This is a genomic window from Borreliella mayonii (assembly GCF_001945665.1).
In the GTDB taxonomy this organism is placed as follows: Bacteria; Spirochaetota; Spirochaetia; order Borreliales; family Borreliaceae; genus Borreliella; species Borreliella mayonii.
Genome location: NZ_CP015793.1, coordinates 25,322 through 45,035 on the forward strand (window position 1 = coordinate 25,322; position 19,714 = coordinate 45,035).

Genomic DNA, 19,714 nt, shown 5'->3' on the forward strand with positions numbered 1-19,714 from the left:
ATATACTGCTTTTTGAAAAAGATAAAGTAGCTTTTAATAATAAATTAAAAGAAGCTAAAAAAATAATAAACCTATTCCTGTCGAAGATATCTTGCTTATAACAGAAGTTAAGCGTTCAATATTTAGTTTTGACGCTAAAGATAAAGTAAAAGAAGCAGAAGATAAGCTATATAGATATCTAAATCAATATCAAAAACATTATGGGATACTTTCTAATGGAAAGGTATGAAGATTATATGACAAATCGAAAGTGCTTTATGGAGAAAAAAGACATATTGAATTTAATTTTTCTAAAATTGAAGAAAAAGAAGAGTACAAAGAACAAGAATGGTTTGTTTTATTCATTTACCTTATAAGAAAAGAAAGATATCTAAAGACAAGCAATGTAATAGAGGTTAAAAAAAGAACAAATAGCCAAAGAAAAAGAGATAATTAAAAAAACCTTAAGAGAGATACTTTATGAGAGACCCGACGACTCTATAGTATTTAAATTGCAAAAAATATATATAACAAAGAATTAAAACTATCAGGCAAAGAAATTGCTCAGCACATTTTAGCTAGCATACTTGAAGAATCAATTATTTTTATTTTAAGAATATTTTTTATTGCATATATTGAAGATAACGATATATTTAAGAAAATATTAGAAGAAAATAAGCTGTACAGATCTTCCATATCTTTTGGGTATTTTTTTTATGATGAAAATACAAAAAAGAAATTAGGATATAAAAAAATAATAACAATTTTTAATTTACTTGATAAAGGAAGTGATGCAATAAAGTTTCCCGTATTTAATGGAGGGTTATTTTCAAAAGATAAGGTTAAATATTTATAATGAAAGTTTGCTAAGTATTAGTGAACTTGAAGAAATACCGATTAAAATACTTTTCTTTTGAAGAAAAAAATATTAAAGATGAAAAATTTGTAGAGTATTCAAAGTTAGATCCAAAAAGTTTTGGAAATCATACGAAACTCTACTTGAATATGACCTAAGAATTGCAGATACTACTGTTCATCGTATTATTGAAGATGGAGTTTATCTCATTCGTGCTGAAGAAGAGCTTGCAAACAAGCAGGTAAACAAAGTTGCTACATACTATAAAGGAAATATTTATCTTACATCTAGATAGCTGCTTGATAGAAAGAAAAGTGGAGCATATTACACACCAGATGACCTAACTGATTTTATCGTCACATCGTCAATTGAAGAATAGCTCAAAACCAAGTCTCCCTTAGATATAAAAATCATTGATAATTCTTGTAGATCATGGCATTTCTTGATTTCTTGTCTAGATTACTTAACAGAAAAAGTATGGTATCAGCTAGATAAATTTGAAGATGTAAAAAAAAGAGCTTGATAAAGAATATAGAGTTATTATCAAAGAAAGTGAAGAATATGATGTTCAAGATAGTATAAGTAAGGAATTAGTACTTAAAAGGATGTTGCTAAAGAAGTTATTTATGGCGTTGATATTAATCCTATTTCAGTTGAAATTACCATGCTAAGTTTATGGATTAATCCCTTTATTTTTGAAACACCACCAAGCTTTATTGAGCACCATATAAAAGTAGGAAATGCCTTACTGGGATATGCCAAGGACGAATTTTTTATATTGCAAAAAAGAAATTTTAAAGTGGATTTTCTTTGTTTAAAAAAAGAATTAAAGAAATTACAACTATTTTAGAATATATCTATCAAAAAATTAAAGGTATTAATGATACTACTAAAGAAGATATAGAAAAATCTAAAAAGATATACAAAGAATATGAGGAAAGTGAAGATATAGGTAATTTAAGAACAATATTTTCTTTAATTAAACTTTATTCATTGTCTTTTTGATAAATCTTTAAATATAGAATTTAGTGATATTACAGCTGTAATTAGTTTAATTGAAGATATTTTGGGCAATAAAAAAACTTCTAGTGAAGATAAAGAAAAAATAGAAAAAATTAGAAAATTAAGTAGCTACTATAAATTTTTTCACTATGGAATTGAATTTCCATATATTCAGGAAGGATTTGATATTGTAATTGGAAATCCCCCATGGGAGAAAACTAAGTTTAATGAATCTGAATTTTTCTCAAAACATGTTCCTGGCTACAGAAAACTAAGCATAAAAGAACAAAATAAAATAAAGTAAGAAATACTCAGCAAAGACAATCATTTTTTAAATAATGAATACAATAAAGGAAAAAACATTATAAGTTCTATTAACAAGATTTATAAAAGTAATTTTGCATATTTTACTAATGGTAGTGATCCAAATCTTTTTAGATACTTTGTTACATTTAATTTAAAATTAATGAAAGAAAAGGGTAATTTAACTTATTTAGTTACTTTAGCTATTTGGAATGAATATAGTTCTAGAATACTAAGAAAACATATGTTTGCTAACTATAAACTTAATTATATTTATCAATTTGAAAATAAAAAAAGATTTGAAGATGTACATTCAAGTTTTAAATTTGCAATATTTCAACTTAGCAATGCTAAACCTCCTACATCAAGCTTTAAAGCAAAATTTATGATTCAAAGTAGTGACAATATTATTAAAAAAATAACTAATGACTTAAAAGACAATAAAGAGAATCCTTATAAAGGGATTGAATTAAATATAAATCAAATTAAAAAACTATCTCCTATTCAAGAATCAATAATAGAATTCAAAGACAATGAAGAATTTACTCTTATTAAGAAAATGTTTGGCCAATTTAGTACTCTTAGTATAAAATATATTGATTTTAAAAAAGGCTTAGATCCAAGCATTAAGAATCGTAAATCTTTATTAAAAGAATATAATAATGAAAACTTTGTATTTCTTTATTCTGGAACCAATATTCATCAGTTTAATTCAAGATTTTTTAAAGATAAAGATACAAAAGAAAGTGCTAAATTACTATGGATAGATAAAGAGAATTTAGAAAAGGTATTGGCTAAAGATAATTAATATCAAACCAAAAGAGTATTCTATAGAACAATTGCAAGAAATATAGATGAAAGAACCATGATTAGTACTTTATCTCCTGGAAATTGTTATTGTGTGAATTTAATGTATATAAATTATAGGAAAACACCAATATCACTTTATAAAAAATTATTTATTATATTTATTTTTAATTCATTTGCATTTGACTTTTTGTTAAGAAGATTTGTTGACTCAAATGTGCTAAAATCATGCCTTTATCAATGCCCAATGCTCCAACCCCAAGAAAAAGATATTTTAGCTAATCCACCATACTTAACTCTAGTAAAAATGCTTCCTTGCTAATAGCCAAAAATGATCCCGAGAACTTTAAATATTTACTTTACTTAGAATATTTTGAGTTTAGCAAAGAAAAAGTTAATAAAATACTAAATCTAAATGCGGAAGATGAATTTTTTAAAGAAAAAGAAAATTAAAATGACTTTATTGTAGCGAATATTTATTCACTAGCCAAAGAAGATTTTAAGATTTTGCTTAACGACTTTGAGGTACTAAAAAATAAAAAAGGAGAAGACCATATTTTTGTCTTTAATAAAAAGATATGAGAATTATTCAAGAACAAATAAACTTACTAAATCTTAACAATTCAAACCTAGTTTATTATTATAAAGAGATTTATATCTATTTGATGAAATATATATTTTTACTAAAAACATCACACTATAAAATTATGGGAAAGTTATTCTTGGTGAAGTGCTTTTTAAAGAAAGCAAGAGATAAGCTAAAAAACTTTTCAAAATTGAAGAAAATAATGTTTATAGATTTAAAAATGTAGAATTGTATTATGGTGAGTGTTTTTTAAAAAAGCTAAATACATTAGAAATAAAAAGTTTTTAGCCTACATAGAAAGCATATATTAATGATATTTTGAAATTCTTTTTATACTACACATTAAACACTTTCCCTTATATATTTTATTAAAATATTATTTTCTATACTTTGAAGCTTGTTTTTAAAAATTTTATCAGGTGCAAAAAAATCAAACTTAAAATTACCAAAACAATATTCAGTATGAATACTTTCTATTTTATATATGTATAGCCTTACATCTTTTTTAAAAGAAAATAAACTAATATTTGCTAAAAAATGAATAATAACCTTAACATACAAAAATTAACTAATAAATCTTAAACAAGTTATATCCCACCTATTTAACTAATTCTTATAGGAAAAAATCTATAAACAAATTTCCGCCCTTGTCTTGCTCTAGAACAATCTTGTAAAAAGTTCCATTTTGGAAAATATTTCACCAAAGATTAAGCATGTATTAAGGCTTTCTTTTTTGTTTTTAAGAAGGAAATAGATCTGACCTTATCCTATGCGAAACTACATATATTTTATCATGTTAAATTCCTAATTGAGTAAATGATAAAGTTTTATTTGGATCTCCTCCTGCAATCCTTGTAGAATACAAATACCAACTTGCGATAGAAGTACTATCAAATCAGTTTTTACTATTAATTTTTAAAGCCTTTTCAAAACATTTTCTAGTCTCATTTGCAAGCTTAATTAAGGCTGCAACACCTGTAGCCTTAATAGCATTAAATTGACATCTCCTAAGACTTTATAAATATCACTTTGAACAGCTTTTCTAAGCCTTAAGTTTAATGAGGCAATGAGCTCTAAAAAAGATTTTTAAGCAGATTTTAAAATAGAATAGCTTTTAGAAGGGCTATTTATTCCTTTTTTATTTTAAAGAAGTCTGGTGATTTGATAATCAATAAGATCAATAAAATGCCTTGATACCGGGACTCATTTCACATAATATTTCTTTAAACTTACTAAATCTATATATGTAAGCATCTTAGGCATTTTTGTTGACAGTTCTTCAATTTTGCCCGAATAATAGCCTTATAATTTTCTATTTGAAACATCAAATTAATATACATAAGCAACGCTAACGGTTAATAATAAAAACAATGACCAATCCCCTTTATAATTACTTCATTAAAGTTTTCGCTCAATAAATTATACTTTTAAGGAAATTAGAAAAAAATAAATTTATGATGTACACTTTTTTCTAAAATTTGTTTTTCAGTATTCATCAAAACATCTTCATAAACAGTAATTTTATGAGACATTCATTTCTTTGATTATTGGAGAAATACATTTTACAAAATCAATATATCTAATATAAAAAAGCTATAAATAAAATATGCTAAGCCTATACTATCTAAGCAATTGAACATTTAAACTTTAAGGGGAATATTCATGAGCAAATGTTTTTGAATTTAAAAAATTTAAGAAAAGTTGTTAATTAATGTATATTAACTTTTTTTGATAAAAATATTGATTTTTATCAAAATTTTTCAAATTTATTGCTAATATAATTTATATGTCAAATAAAGATAAAACTATAAATGTAAATTTTATAGAAAAAATAAAAGCTGTAAGTGTGAAAATACAAACTTATAAGGATAGCATTAAAAGTGAAGCTGAAACAAAACAATTTTTTATTAATCCATTTTTAGATGCAATGGGCTATTGTCACACTGATCCTTCATTTGTTCAAGTTGAGGTTGCAATTAGTTTTGCTAAAAATGAAATAAAAGCTGACTATGTTCTTTGTTCTAAAGACAAAAAGCCCACTATTTTACTAGAAGCCAAGCATTATAAAGAAAACCTTGAAAATCATTTTAGTCAATTATCAGGTTATTTTTATAATCTTCGTTCTAAATATGCAATTGAATTTGGTATATTAACAAATGGTATAGAATATAGATTCTATATTGATTTAGATAAAGACAATTTACTAGACAAAGAGCCTTTTTTAATTATTAATTTAGAAAAATTAACATCTAAAGATTTTGAATATCTTAAAAAGTTTTATAGAAATTCTTTAAATACTGAAGAAGTTAGATTATTTGCATTAGAAAAAAAATATACAGACAAACTTTTAGCTTATTTAAAAAAAGAAAGAAAAAATATAAGTAATGATTTTCTTGATTTTTTTAAAACTAAAATTGGCTTTAAAGAAACATATTCAAATGAAATATGTAAAAATATTATTAAAAATACTTTTAACATGTTTGATGAAAAAAGCGATACATTGGTAAACAATACAAAAAATAATAAAAAATTTACTAAAGATAGTATCAATAGTAACAATATTGAAACTGAAAATTTAAAAATCTTTGAAAAGCTAAATTTTAATATGAAATCAATATATCAAAACTTAGAAAGCTTTATTTTTGATTTAAATCCTAATGAAATTAAAAAAGCTGAAACAAAGTGGTATACAGCATTTAAGGTGAATAATAGATGTTTTGTAGATTTTAGTTTTAAAGCAAATAAAATAAATATTACTGTTACTCTAAATCAAATAACTTTAAAAGAAGGCTTTATTAGAGATGTTAGCAGTATTGGCAAGCTTGGTAATGGAAATATTCAGATTTTTTGCACAGGAAGTTCTAATATTAAAGAAATTAAAGACCTTATTAAGCAAAGTTATAATAATATTTTTTCAAAATATAGAAAAATAGATTAAACAATTATTAATTTAATTAAATATATATTTAAATCTATACCTTAAGTAGTTAAATTCTCATACCTAACAAGCATCTATCGATATCTATTTTTCTTATATTTCTTTTCTAATTCATTGTTTATTTTAAATTACTAAAAACTGTTTTAAAAAACTTATTTGAATTTTTAGTAAACTAAAAATTCAAATAAGTTTGATTGCTCTAATTTACAAAGTCTTTTTTATATACTCTTGGGTTCATAACACAAGAAAACGGATATTTACTTAGTTGTTTTTTAGGATTATATTCTTTATTTTTATGGTCCACAATATTATGTTCTTATATAGAATCTTAGTATGAAGATTTTTTTTATAGTGCTTTTTTAGTATTTTTATATATTTTAGCCTTCATATTAAATATATTAATAAAAACCATATACTATATCTATTTTTTATAAAAAAATATTAACCAAATAATCAACCAAGCATATCGGATAAATAAAAAACAGAAAAATATTAAAAAAGTGAATCTCAAATAGATATTCAAGTTTTAAATGAAATTTAAGACTTGGAAGATTCAAACTAAAGTAGTTGCAAATATAATAAAACAATTTTTATTATGGCCAACTTTTGTTCAAACTATCCTTAAAATAGTAAAAAGATAATGAAAAAGTTATTCTTAACTAAGCGTTAAAGAAAGCAGTAAATAAGCTAAAAACCTTTTTAAAATTGAAAAAGAGAATGTTTATAGATTTAAATATAAATCAATACGGAATAGTTTTTAGAGGCAAAGATGTTAAAAACCAAGAAACAAGAGGATTTAATATTAAGACAAGTGGCTTTGAAGAATATAGGCATTTATAAATGCCTATCATTATACCCTAATAATGCTACTACTGGTAGTGGTAGTGGCAATTATTTTTTATAATTGCATACATAATAAAAGTAGATGATTTGGTGAAAAATATTATCAATTTATAAAGGTTTTTATAAATTGATAATAGCTATAAATATACAAAAATCATAAAAACCAATTAAAAATCTTGTTTTAAACAAAAACATACTTAAAAGATATATAGTTTTAGAACTATATATCTTTTAAGTATGTAAAAATAAATAATAAAGAGCCCATATTTAGGGAACATATAGATAATCTTAAAAAACTTTAAAAGATGTAAAAACCGAACATTTTGATAAAACTAATTTAGAAAATCTACTTAATAACCTTAATAAAATTAATCAAACTTCAAGTATTAGTATTCAACATGAAGCAAAGCAAAGTAAAAAAGGGTTTGGATAACCCAATTACGTAGTTAAAATAAATGAAAGTGTGGCAGATTATATAAAATTAAGAAAATTGAACAAAGCCTATTTAAATTTGATCTTAAAAAACCAAAACTTGCTGTTAATGATGCTAAAATAAATAATGTTATGAGTGTTTTTAGGATTTTTTTTAGCATTATACCTCAATAAATTTAAAAAACATAGAAAAACTTGCCAATCTTCCTTCATATAGAACAAGAACGCCAAAAGAATTAATAGAAGAAAACTTGGTATTAATTACATTATCTATAAATAATAAAAAATATTAAAAATAGGGGTTGAAATTTTTACATATTTTATACATAATAATTATTATTAATACGAACAAATAGGAGATTGAGATGGTATTAAATTTACTTAACTGCAAAACCAATACTAATAAGCCCAATAAACTACTTTCAAAAGACTCTAGACTTAAAAAAGTTATTTCAGTAATTAATTACTTAAATAAAAGTTTTGAAGAAAAATATAACATTTCAATACAGAGGATTCATTTTAATTCTGAAAAACTAAAAGACCTTTATCCTCATCATCAAGGAGATATCCTTAGAGTTCTAAACTCAAATATAAATAAAGAAGGTTATAAACCAACCGTAATAAGAACTTTAAGAGAAGACTTAAGATTTTTAATTAACATAAAAGCAATTGAAAAAAGAATACTAACATTCTCAAATAACCTAGGAAAATTTAAAGGAAAACTATGTATATATAAAGTATCACCTATTGCATATAAGTTAATAACTACTTATTTTAGTGGCCATAAGGTAGCCCTTTATAAAAAAGTAAAAGAAGGAAAAGACACTCTTAGTACTCAAAATGTCACTGAAAATGTTACTGTATATATAACCCCTTATAATAATATATATAATAAGAATTCTATTAAAACTATTTTTAAAAAAAAATCTAATGCAGGAGAAATTAAAAATAAAAAATCCGCTATGGAAAAAAAAATGAAATTATCTAAAGAAATAACTAAAGAGATAAAAAATATAGTAAAAAATACTAAAAATCCAGAAAAAACATATAAAAATACACTTTTTAATTATAAAGACTTCTTTAACTATTTATCATATGATTATAAAAAAGAAGATATTTTATCTTTCTTTTTAAGTAAACTTAAAGAATATAAAAATAAAATTCACTTTATGAGACAATATGCTCCTTATAAAACAGACTTCTACTTGCTTGTAGGAAAATTTAAAGATCTATACAATTCTAAATGGAAAACTAATAAAAAAACCAATTTCAGTGGACATGCAAAACATATAGCTAGCAATATTTTAAATAAAATTTTAAAAAAGGATTTAAAGTTTGAGTGAATTACTAGAAAAACTAAAAGCAAGAAAAAAAGAAATAATAAATAAAAAAGAACTAGAATATAATGAAAACACAAACAAAGTAGCAAAAGAAAAAACTGCTTTTTCTAAAATTGAAGAAATAGATAATAAAAAAATATATTATACAAAAATCTTTAAACATTTGATAAAATTTAGAATTACCAGTAAAGACAATAAGTTAAGTTTAACTTTTCAAAAGCTTAATAATAAAAAAAATTATTATTTATTTAATCTCTTTCCCCTAAAAGGGGATAATAAATTCCTAGGAATAAAATATGGATGGGACAAATTAGAAAAGCCCTTTTTTTTAAAAAAAGATAATAAATCTTATGTTATAAAAAAACTTTATTATTTAGAATTTAAATTTAGTAAAGGCTCTATTAAGTGTTATATTCAGTCTCTTAGAACGTTATTAAGAAAAAAAGACAAAGAAAGCACTAAATATTATAGGTTTAATTTAGAACATATAAAAAGAATGGAAAATACGGTATATAAATTTTATAGTAAAAAGCTAAAAAATACAGGAGTAATATATAAATGGATAGAAAAAAATCAAATATCATAACAATAGCAAATCTTAAAAGAGGTGTGGTGTAAATAAAAGCATATTATCAATCTTATTTTCTTATGTATTAAAAGATTTGGTTAAAAAAGTTTTGCTCATTGATATGGATTCGCAAAACGCTTTAGCTCCATATTTTAGAAAATATATTTTAATTTCTATAAAAACAACATTTATAATTTGTTAATAGGCAATTTTTATTTTGATCAATATGTAAACAAAGTTAATGCCTATATTTTTATAATTCCGCATCACCTTTTTCCTGATGAATTTAATTATAAAAATATGGATAATGAGGAAAATTTATTGCGGTTTTGCTTAGATAAAAATGTTTTAAGTTATAATTTTAATTATATTTTGCTTGACAAATATCCTAGTTTTAGTTTAAAAGATGCATTAAATGCTACAAATCACATTTTTATTCCAGTTTAGCTTGAAACATGGTCAATAAAAAGTTTATAAATATTGATACAAAAAATTATAGACAAAAGCTATAATTTTTCAATTATTGTAAATCAATTTATTAAAAATAGGAATATACTTAAGGAGGTTGAAGATGCCCTATATAGGCGATATAGTAATTATCTAAAAGCAAAATTCATTATTATAATATCATAAAAGTTTTTATAATAAATCGTTTGGAGCCAGATTTAAAGAGCAAGTATTATAAAGAAGTAAGAATGCATTAAAAAATGTCTTAAGTTTATAACATTTTTTAATATTCCCTGGGGGAAATTAAGTAGGGAGTTTGGAATGAAAATAAAAGCTAAAAAAGATAAAGAAGAATTATTTAGCAATCGTTTTGGAAATTATAACAAAGAGACAAGTTTAAATGATGATCAAGATAAAGAATTAGTAAATTATAATAATCTAAAATAGCAACTTAAATATAACCTAAAAGATGATATTAATAATAAAATTCAAAGAATGAAAATATTATATGAAATTAAACAAAAAAATTATATAAATACGATGGTTTTTTCCGCTTTAATGATTTTATAAAATCTTTTGAAGTTGTAAAAAGTCAAGCTTATAGATATTTAAAAATTTATCAAAAAGCTCTAGAGGGTAAAGTAGTATCTATTGATAAAACAAAGGAGGTGGGCTTTAAAGTTGTGTTAAGAGATATAGAGAGTAAAAATTTTTTAAACGAAGACAACTATAGTGAATCTAAAGAGACCAATGAAAGTATTCTTATTAGAATTTTAGTAAAAAAAGAATTATGTGGTTTTTGTAAATAAGATACTAAAAGATTGTATTTTATTATTGAAAAAATTTATAAAGACAAGAAAAATATATTGTCTGAGCATATAATTAAATATGAAAAAAATAAAAAATAAACTTATTGATTTATAATATATATTATGATACTATTCAATTAAGTTAGGATTTAATTTCCTATGCTATTTGTTCGTCATAGACGGAACTGCCCATATAGGGCTTTTTTGCTATATACAATCTCAATTCAAAATATTTATTAACTATACTTTATAATAAACTATTGTTTATTATAAGCTTAAGGTTTTTATCTAATTTAATTTCTAAGCGATGGTCTCAAAAGTAATTTTTTGTTAAAAATGTTGCTAGGGTATTTATTATTTATTAATGGAGATACTTTAGATTTAATGCAATTTCATAGGTTTTATCTTTATTGGTTTATCTTGCTTTTATAGAAAGATAAACCAATAGCTATATTCACTTTTCTTTTAAAGAAGTTGGAAAGAATTTATTGCGTCATAATAAAAGCCTTAAAATTATATGAATTAATGTATCTGGCTTTTAAGCTAATTGGTAGTAAAACTAATTCTATATTGCTCAAAATTAATATTCTAGGACACCCTTAAAATAGTTTTCTACATTTCTAATAATAATTTTTATACACTTTTCAATTTTAATTTTTTAGAGATTGCTTAAATTTTCCAATAATACTTTTATTGACGAGCCTTCACTATTAAATTTGCCTGTCTACTACTAATTTAAGATTTTATAATTGGCTTAATTATTATCAGACCATCGGCCGCTGCTGCGCCTGCCCGCAGATATTTTTCAACAAATCATAAAATAAATTTATTGTTTTCAGTCCATTTTCTAGATTAATCTTAACTGCATATAAAAAATTTGGCTTGCTTATTTTTATTTGCTTCGATGACAACTTTCATCCCCATAAATTAAATAATGATTATTAGTATAATAATCATTATTTAATTTATTCGACTATGTCCAATCCCCTTTTTTAAAAGATATAGAAACTATAATCTAGTATTAATTTTATTTTAATCTTATCCCCTTATTAACAGATAAGCCCATTGTTTCTATTAAAGTAATGAAAAATTGAAAACATTTTCCTTTAAATCGTCGTTAAAACAGCCCTCTCACATATTTTTACCCCAAATAATTTCCATTATTGGTTATACTTTTCATTTTTTACCCACATATTTATCAATACTTAAATATAAAGCACAATATAATCAAAACATACCCATAATGTCGTTGATTTTAGAAACCATACCTTATTTATCAATTAGTTATTCCGTAGAATAAAAAACACTAATATAAAACCGCTCATTTTTTACCCTGTCAAACAACTTGATCAATTCTTTAGATTACTCAGACCCCAAATTTAAAAAGAATTTGTTAAAATACTTATCATTATAGTCTAGTCAATGGGGAGAAACTCGCAACTTTTTAACCTTGTAGAGCATATTATAGGGGCTTTTCCATATCAACCAACAAATAATGTTCAGCCATATACATATTAATTTTAAATTAGAAAATATCCCTTCAGCAACAATCTCTTCAAGCCCATATCATTACTTTCCGAGTTCTCATCAAAAAAGTTTTAACAGCTTATTTCTACTCATTAGACAAATAATCCACCCAATAAAGCTAATATTATTGCAAAACCAACCAAAATCCTGATATATCATTCTTACATACTGTACTACCAAAAATACAAAAGTTCATACAAATACTATCTTTACTAAACTTTTAAAAACTCTGCTAAAATAAATTACTCTAGAACAAATAAAAATATGGTCAAATATATACCAATTTTATCTTTTCTTAAGAATTGTTAAATACTTAAGAATTAATATTGATTTATGAAAATTAAATATTTAAATAATATCCTTATAAAATTAAATAATAATTTAAATAAAATCAGATCTTATTATATTGCAATACACATAAAAGAATTATAAGGTTAAATACTTGCTTCTGTAGAAGAAGATAATTTAAATTGGAATGTTTTGACTTTAAATTAACGCCTTTATTAGATTTTTAGCCCAATTATTATATCTTTAATTATTAATTCTTAACATATTTGTGTTTTTTAAACATAACATTTGATTTAAAATCCTTATTATCATCTATTAAGGCTTTAAAAACCAATAAAAGGCAACTTGGATTATGTTTATTTTAATGTTGCCATACCTTTTAAGGCTAAAATTCGCTTATTTTTTAATAGATCTATATCTAAACAACACCATAGATACTAAATAAAAATTTTTCTATAAAGAAATTAATATTACATCAACACGGTAGCTACCTTTTAGCTTATCTTTAAAATACTTTGATTAACCTAAGAATATTTCTTCACAGAACCATTCTATAATACCTTAAATACTCTACAAATTGTTTACAACTTCAAAGTTTTTAAATCTTTAAGACAAGAATTATTAAAAATCTATTCATAAATAATACATGCTATTATTAAAATAAATAAATTTGATTAAAAATATATCAAAATAGATTTAAAAAAAACTCAAATACTATAAAACTTCTCACAATGAAAACATTATTATGATTATTGCAATAATCTATATTTAATGCAATATATAATTATATTAAAGATAATATAATTATATTATTAATATATAATAAATATTGTATTATATTTATTATTGCATTATATTAAATATTAGATTTTAAGTAAGGAGAATATTTATGCAATATAACATTATTGCGAGCTTATTTGTTTTTTTATTTTTAAATGCTTGTACCCCAGATTTTAACACCAATCAAAAAGATATAAAGTATCAATCTAGTAAAAAAGGACTAAAATCTAACAACAAGGGATTAAAAACAGAAATAAACTCAGATCAAGAAACAAGCTCAAATCAAGAAGAAGGCCCTAACAAAAGAACAAAAAACACACTGCTTGACTATCTAAGAAATTTAATAGAAACGGCTAACGGAGACAGAGAAAAATATGTAAAAAAACTGGAAGAAGAGCCTTCAGACCAATATGGAATATTGGCTTTCAAAGAATTGGGTTGGGGGAATTTACAAGGGGAAAAGATAGCCGATAATACCGAGAGATCTAAAAGATATAGACAATGTATTTATGGCATCTTAAATGCTATTGACACTAACAAATTAAAAGAACTTTCAAAAGTTATAATGTTATCAGAACAAACACAGGGCTTATTTAACATCTTTAACGGACTTGGAAGTACTATTGACGAAGTGATTGTTTATCTATATTTCAAAAAAGATACTCTAGATAAACTAGAAACTTTAGAATTAGAGAATCTTAAAAATTCATTTGAAAAATTATTATCTACAAAAACAATCATCTCAGAAATGTTAAACCAACTTTTATTAGATTATCAAAATGACAAAAATCTTATAAAAACAAATGTCACTAAGCTTAAATTTCATGTAATTGAACTTTACAAACAAATTGTAAAAAAAAGTGAAGAAGCAGAAAAGCTAAAAAGTGATATATTTTCAATACATAACCTTTAAGGTATGTATTGAAATTGGCATGAGGATTTTCTTTTGCTGCTTCTTCCCTTTCTTTTCTTCTTTTTTCTAGTTGTTTTTTTCTTTCTTCTATTTTTATCTCATCTTCTATATATTTCTATCTTCTTTTTCTTTTTAAGTACTCTTCTCTAATTTCTCTAGCTTTTTCTTCTTCTGATTTTTCTGCTGGCAAATTAATAACTGACTTTTGACACTTCCATTGCTTTTACCACTATTATCTTTGGTTTAGAATCTGGTTTTACTAAAACTTTGGGCATTGATTCTGATTTATTTTCTTTTGAAGATTCTTTTTTTCTTCTACTTTCTTCTCTTTGTCTTCTTTTAAATCGAGTCTTTTTGGATTATCTATAGCTTATATTACTTCATATACTATTGGATCATCTAGTATCATTTTATCTGGATCTGATTTATTTTCAAATAACGACTTTTCTAACTTTTTTTATTATCTTTATCTTCTTGTTTAAGTGGATATACACCCTCAATTAACTGGAGAATCTAGGGTCTCTAATAAGATTCTCTATATTTTTTAATTGCTTTATTCACTTTTTTTCTTTCTTGGTAGAAGGATCCCTTTTTTTATCTCTTTTTTTGATTATGCTCAGTTGAAATGGTTAGTATCTTTATTATTTTTAAATAACACGTTTGATAAAAAAATAATAACAAATTCAAAATTTTTAGATTATATATATATATTAGCAAGATCAATCCCAACAAAACAAACAGTAACGCTTCCCAAAAAAATACAGCATAACATCGAATAGAACATCACCAAAATCTTGAAAATTAATATCAAAATTCCAAGTCTTCAAATCATCAAAATTATCAATAAGTTGGCTACAATCTAGAAATTAGAAAAAATTGATAAAGATCTGCTCTGAAAGCCTAACATGTTCAAGAAGATGTGCAAATAGCTGAAATAATTGTTGTTCAATCCGATTTTCTAGAGATTTTTAACATCAATTCTAAATATCAGATTAGTAGGGGGAAAAACACTAATGAATAGAATAATTTACTTGTCTCTAAATTATGAAATACAAAAAATAGAGATATTAAAAGAAATGCTTGAAAAACTTAATAAAAATCCTCTGAAAAAATTTTCAACTCAAAGTTTTCTTCATCAAATGGTGCTGGATATTCAATTTCAACTAGACAAGCATTTAAAAAAATATAAGATGAATTAGGCATGCTAAACCAAGAAAGATTCCTAAGAATTATTACAATACATAGAAAAGAATTTAAAGATAAAACAAAACTTTGCGAAAACCTTAACAGCAACTATTGAAGCTTGCAATCGAAATTTTTGAGATATTAAAACAAATATAAAAAATCTCGAAGACCATTTTATGAAAGAATGCTTAGATTTTATTCCCTAGATTAAATCTATTAAATCCATACAAATTGTTGCACTTTTTATATTTTAAAAAGAAAAGAATTAACTTTTATTCTTAAAATTCATGTAATCTAAATTCACGCTAAAAACATCAATGGAAATTAAATTTTTAATATCAAATAAGTTTAATACTATTTGACAACAATATTAAATTGTAATATTATTATTTTGAAATTAAATTAATATTTAATAATTTAAATTTATAAGGAGATCATTTTGAAAAATTCTAAATTTAATATTATTAAGCTTAACTTTATTACAGTAATATTAACTTCAATTTGCATATCATGTTCATCTTTTGGCAAGGTTAATCCAAACAAACTAAAAAATCCTACTACTTCTAAAACCCCAAAAAAAGCAAAGCGAAGCAACAATTCTAGAAATCTAAAAAACCTAAACAGCCATACCAATTCAGAAAATTCATCAGAAAATAACAAAAATTTTGAAAATGAATCTCAAAATTCAAAATCTTCAAATCAAAATTCCCAAGAAGAAACCACAATCTCAAAATTAGAAAACATTGGTAAAGGCTTAGAAGCTCAAAAAAAGGAAGAAGATATACAAATAGCTAAAATAGAATCTGATAGTGTTCAATATGATTTCCTAGAGGCTTTTAAACTTCAAAGAGATGATTATTTTATGTTTCATGCAAAAATGAAATTAAAAAGAATAATTTATCCATCCCTAAATTACGATACAAAAAAAATATTGGCATTAAAAGAAATTCTTGAAAAACTTGATACAGATAAGAACCGAAGAGTAGTTGGTAAATTTCTCGAAACATTAAGGGATATTCAACTGAAATTAGAAGATGTGCATTTAAAAAAAATACAAGATACATTACGCACTCTAAGCAAAAAAGAAGCCGAAACGTTACTACAAGATGTAAAACGTGATTTAAAGATAAAACAAAACTTTGCTAAAACTTTAAACGCAACTATTGACGCTTACAATAAAAATGTTGGTGGCATTAGAACAAATGATGAAGCGCTAGCAAACCACATAAAGGATAAATACTTTCATCCTCTTTATCTACTAAATCAAGCTGATTAATCTAAACAAAAAAAATAATATGCTGCACTTGATATTTTAAAAAGAGAAGTTAATTCTTCTCTTTTTTTATTCATACAATCTAAATTAGCGCTAAAAACATGCAATAGAAATTAAATTTTCAATATCAAATAAATTTAATATTATTATTTTGAATTAAAACTAATGTTTAGTAATTTAAATTTATAAGGAGAGTATTTTGAAAAACCTAAATTAAATATTATTAAGCTTAACTTTATTACAGCAATATTAAATTCAATTTTCATATCATGTTTCCCTATTGGAAAAGTCAATCCAAAACCTCATATCAATGCTAATCCAGAAAATAACCAAAATTAAAGTTTAGAGAAGCTTTTCGTATAAGTTTTTATAATTTTCAGGATTATAGCTCTACTTCTAAGATTTTTTAGTTTGCAAAACTTTATATGCTTTCTCTAATTTAAGAAGCTCTACATTTGCCTTATTCATCTTATCGTTAAGTTATTCTTGTTTGTTCTTAGCATTCTTGATTGCTTTTTGAGCATCAGCTATCCAAATATTAAAGATAATTATACCCTAAAGAAGGTATATCTTTTATAGCTTCTTCTAAAGCCCCTTCTGCTTTTCTTTTTGTATTCTTAAAATCATCCTTAGATCTTGCTAAAGCACCAATTGCATCATTGCAATGAGATTTAGCAGAAGCATGGCTGCTATTAACCTTATTAATTTCTTGGTTCAAGTTATGTAATAGTAATGTATTGTTGTTAGTATTATATTTAGATTTTCTAGCAGTATTTAAATAAGAACGAGCACCCTCAATAACACTTTTTATCTTATCAAGTTTTGATTTTGTTGTTTCTAAGTCTGCAGTTATTTTCTCAGTTTTTTCTAAAAAAGTTTCAGCTTCGTACATAATTTCCCTAGCAGTAATAGCCTTATTTAACTTGTTGAGATTTTTTATCAACATTATTGTTATTTACTTTACTAGTATTAGAGTGCTTTGTGTTTAAATTATTATTTATTTGTGTTCCTAAATTATTACTTTCTTTACTTTTCTTTATGATATTTTCTTTTTCCTTACTTTTATTCTTATTATTTTGTTCTTGATTATTTGCTTCTCCATTACTAATGCTCCTAGCCTTACGATCACTTCTGTTGTTGTCTTCTAAAGAATTTAGAGAATTATTATCTAGCTTATTAGTAGAATTTATACTTTTATTATTATTTATATCTTTATTATTATTGACAAAATACTTATTGTTGGCTAAAGCCTGTTTAAGTTTTGCCTGTAAGCTTTTCATATAGCTTACAAGAGATAGTGCTACAAAATAAACTGGATATCATTAATACTTCTTTAATCATTAAATTCATTATATTACCTCTATCTAAAATAGAATATTATTAGAAACTAAAATTACTATAAAAGTATTTACTTTTATAGTAATTTTAGTTTATTTTAAATATAACTTGACTATAGTTTAATTTTGGTTATACTATAAATTAGTTCGACGTTAGCTCGAATTATAAAAATTAGCGATGAAATAGGGCTTAAAACAAGTTTTTTTAAAATAATTTGTCTTAAGCCCTATTCATTTTATGTAACATTAATTTTCCTAATTTACGGTTTATTTATATATTTTTTAGTTTTAATTGTTCTTTATTAGGTTCATGAGGCGACATAATACATTTACAATATCTGATTTTTAATTGTGTTTTATAATTCAAAAACAGGGTAATTATAGCCCATAGTCTATTTATAGTAGTCCATAATTTTTGTGTAACTTTTACTAAAGGATAATTGACTGTGTAGTAAAGCTTGAATATATCTCTTTTAAAGCTAAATTTATTGGTTATGATTTTTATTTTGTTTTCTAAATCATCGAGATATTGTTCTAATAAATCTATATCAATATTTCGAATACTATTGAGATATTTATGCAAGTTAGAATTGAATATGCGGTGTATAAAGCTCCTACTATAGTACCTCATATTGAAATTTAGGCTGTCTAGTGTGTAAATAAGAATTAATAAGTTACAATATGTACGATTATGGCGATTAATGTTTAATATTTTTATCAAAAACTTTTCCAATTGTTCTCCATTAATTTTTTATTATTTATTATATAAAAATATATGTCTTTAAGATTTATATTTCTAAATTTTCTTAATTTGCAAAGAAATATTTTTTTACGATTAAATGGTAGTAGGATCGTTTTGTTCCAACTGTTGTTTTAGGTTTATCTGATATTAGGAGATATTAGTCTTGTAGTGTTGAACTAAACCCTTTAAAGGGGTAATTAATTTTATAATAAATCATATATGTGGGCTTGTTTTTAAAAGATAATTTCACTATGGTTTTTGTTTTTTCTAATATATCAAGATATTTTTTCATTGTTTTTAGATCGAAAGAATTTTGATTATTCTTTTCAAGAATTTCGTTGTAAAATTTTAAGAGTTTTTTTGAGAATAATTATTCAATTTTAGATTTAAATAATGTATTGCCTCATAAAGCAGGCATACTCTTAGTAAACTCAATTTCTAATTAATTGATGGAGTTGTTTTTCTATGATTTTTTTAATTTTAATTGGTTTTTTTCGAATGCCATTTCTAATTCTAATTGTTTTTTTTCGAATTTTTTTTATATACTTATATTATGAAATATTATGAAAAAAATTTTTTTAAAAAAAAAGAATAAATTGATAAATTCTTTTCAAGATTATGTAGTTTTGTGATTTTTAAGTTAAATGTTTAGGTTTTCTTGAAAATTCAAGTTAAAAATTAGAATTTTCAAGTTTAAATGATTGATTTAAAAAGTTAAAGTTATGAGTTATAATACTCTATACTAATAAATAATTATAT

At 23.5% G+C, this 19,714-nt stretch carries 12 protein-coding genes and 4 pseudogenes; 11 read left to right on the forward strand and 5 right to left on the reverse strand.

Annotation, left to right across the window (positions count from 1 at the left end; all coding sequences use genetic code 11):
* Positions 1-5: 5 nt before the first annotated feature.
* The 7 genes and pseudogenes from Bmayo_RS06980 to Bmayo_RS07625 all read left to right on the forward strand — a co-directional run bounded on the left by Bmayo_RS06980 (position 6) and on the right by Bmayo_RS07625 (position 11,009).
* Positions 6-3,566: pseudogene (locus Bmayo_RS06980) on the forward strand (Eco57I restriction-modification methylase domain-containing protein).
* A 1,753-nt stretch (positions 3,567-5,319) separates the two neighbouring features.
* Positions 5,320-6,471: a type I restriction endonuclease gene (locus Bmayo_RS06095; RefSeq protein ID WP_075552741.1), complete on the forward strand. Its 1,152-nt coding sequence runs from the start codon at positions 5,320-5,322 to the stop codon at positions 6,469-6,471.
* A 717-nt stretch (positions 6,472-7,188) separates the two neighbouring features.
* On the forward strand, positions 7,189-7,311 hold the full coding sequence (locus tag Bmayo_RS07470; RefSeq protein ID WP_256381238.1) for a hypothetical protein: 123 nt from the start codon (positions 7,189-7,191) through the stop codon (positions 7,309-7,311).
* Between the two features lie 800 nt (positions 7,312-8,111).
* Positions 8,112-9,089: a plasmid maintenance protein gene (locus Bmayo_RS06100; protein WP_075552742.1), complete on the forward strand. Its 978-nt coding sequence runs from the start codon at positions 8,112-8,114 to the stop codon at positions 9,087-9,089.
* Positions 9,082-9,672 carry a DUF226 domain-containing protein gene (locus Bmayo_RS06105; RefSeq protein WP_075552743.1) on the forward strand — a complete coding sequence of 197 codons (591 nt, stop codon included), beginning with the start codon at positions 9,082-9,084 and terminating at the stop codon, positions 9,670-9,672. Before Bmayo_RS06100 ends, Bmayo_RS06105 begins: the two co-directional genes overlap by 8 nt.
* Positions 9,645-10,378 (forward strand): annotated as a pseudogene (locus tag Bmayo_RS07355) (ParA family protein). Before Bmayo_RS06105 ends, Bmayo_RS07355 begins: the two are co-directional and overlap by 28 nt.
* 44 nt (positions 10,379-10,422) lie before the next feature.
* Positions 10,423-11,009, forward strand: a pseudogene (locus Bmayo_RS07625) (chromosome replication/partitioning protein).
* Positions 11,010-12,275: 1,266 nt separating this feature from the next.
* On the opposite strand, the pseudogene Bmayo_RS07365 reads toward Bmayo_RS07625, so the two are convergent.
* Positions 12,276-12,502: pseudogene (locus Bmayo_RS07365) on the reverse strand (P52 family lipoprotein); the annotation flags it as partial.
* A 1,112-nt stretch (positions 12,503-13,614) separates the two neighbouring features.
* Here Bmayo_RS07365 and Bmayo_RS06120 point away from each other — a divergent pair.
* The 4 genes from Bmayo_RS06120 (at position 13,615) to Bmayo_RS07630 (ending at position 17,215) form a co-directional block, all read left to right on the forward strand.
* Positions 13,615-14,418 (forward strand): virulence associated lipoprotein, encoded by an 804-nt coding sequence (locus tag Bmayo_RS06120; RefSeq protein ID WP_075552744.1) that lies wholly within the window; start codon positions 13,615-13,617, stop codon positions 14,416-14,418.
* A gap of 1,013 nt (positions 14,419-15,431) precedes the next feature.
* Entirely contained in the window at positions 15,432-15,617 is a 186-nt protein-coding gene (locus Bmayo_RS06825) for a complement regulator-acquiring protein (RefSeq protein WP_145924650.1), read from the forward strand.
* A 425-nt stretch (positions 15,618-16,042) separates the two neighbouring features.
* Positions 16,043-16,879, forward strand: a complete 837-nt coding sequence (locus Bmayo_RS06125) for a complement regulator-acquiring protein (protein WP_075552745.1) — start codon at positions 16,043-16,045, stop codon at positions 16,877-16,879.
* Positions 16,880-17,134: 255 nt separating this feature from the next.
* Positions 17,135-17,215 (forward strand): hypothetical protein, encoded by an 81-nt coding sequence (locus Bmayo_RS07630; RefSeq protein ID WP_420807323.1) that lies wholly within the window; start codon positions 17,135-17,137, stop codon positions 17,213-17,215.
* 199 nt (positions 17,216-17,414) lie between these two features.
* Here Bmayo_RS07630 and Bmayo_RS06130 read toward each other — a convergent pair whose 3' ends face one another.
* From Bmayo_RS06130 to Bmayo_RS07530, 4 genes are all read right to left on the reverse strand, one after another.
* On the reverse strand, positions 17,415-17,768 hold the full coding sequence (locus Bmayo_RS06130) for a hypothetical protein (RefSeq protein WP_235633501.1): 354 nt from the start codon (positions 17,766-17,768) through the stop codon (positions 17,415-17,417).
* 22 nt (positions 17,769-17,790) lie between these two features.
* Positions 17,791-18,156 (reverse strand): hypothetical protein, encoded by a 366-nt coding sequence (locus Bmayo_RS07370; protein WP_235633215.1) that lies wholly within the window; start codon positions 18,154-18,156, stop codon positions 17,791-17,793.
* 328 nt (positions 18,157-18,484) lie between these two features.
* Positions 18,485-18,844 carry a hypothetical protein gene (locus tag Bmayo_RS07525; RefSeq protein WP_338024410.1) on the reverse strand — a complete coding sequence of 120 codons (360 nt, stop codon included), beginning with the start codon at positions 18,842-18,844 and terminating at the stop codon, positions 18,485-18,487.
* A 268-nt stretch (positions 18,845-19,112) separates the two neighbouring features.
* On the reverse strand, positions 19,113-19,289 hold the full coding sequence (locus tag Bmayo_RS07530) for a hypothetical protein (protein WP_338024411.1): 177 nt from the start codon (positions 19,287-19,289) through the stop codon (positions 19,113-19,115).
* Between the last annotated feature and the right edge of the window lie 425 nt (positions 19,290-19,714).